Source organism: Mesorhizobium sp. LNHC229A00 (assembly GCF_000502415.1).
In the GTDB taxonomy this organism is placed as follows: domain Bacteria; phylum Pseudomonadota; class Alphaproteobacteria; order Rhizobiales; family Rhizobiaceae; genus Mesorhizobium.
Genome location: NZ_AYWQ01000224.1, coordinates 1 through 348, shown reverse-complemented (window position 1 = coordinate 348; position 348 = coordinate 1). Strand labels below are relative to the sequence as shown.

General features: G+C 56.3%; 2 protein-coding genes. One reads left to right on the top strand and one right to left on the bottom strand.

Annotation, left to right across the window (positions count from 1 at the left end):
* Positions 1-182, bottom strand: a 182-nt coding sequence (locus tag X742_RS1000000175355) for a hypothetical protein (RefSeq protein ID WP_210164366.1), incomplete at its 3' end; no start/stop codon positions are given.
* A 61-nt stretch (positions 183-243) separates the two neighbouring features.
* On the opposite strand from X742_RS1000000175355, the gene X742_RS1000000173700 reads away from it, so the two are divergent.
* A partial coding sequence (locus X742_RS1000000173700) for a winged helix-turn-helix transcriptional regulator (protein ID WP_156939521.1) occupies positions 244-348 on the top strand: 105 nt, incomplete at its 3' end.

Genomic DNA, 348 nt, shown 5'->3' with positions numbered 1-348 from the left:
CCCGCGGATCTGAAAATTCCTTGCGCCAGACACGTTACGCGCCGCCTGGGGTCAGTGAATTGCGGCTCTGCCGCTACATCCCGCTGCAGTTCCGAACCCTGTTGAAGGTGAATTTCACGCCGAGGTTGCTCTTCTGTCAATAAAAAGATGTGACTTTTTTTGGGTATTTTGCCCGAAAGCATGGGCCAGTCCTCTAAATGCGCTAGGAATGCCTTAGAAACGGTCATTTTTCGGGACGCCCGTATGAACCACTCGAAACGGCATGGCGAGATCCTGCGGTTGCTGCAGGAGGAGGGGACCGTCACCATCGCCAGCCTGGCCGACAGGCTGGGCGTTTCGCTCGAGACC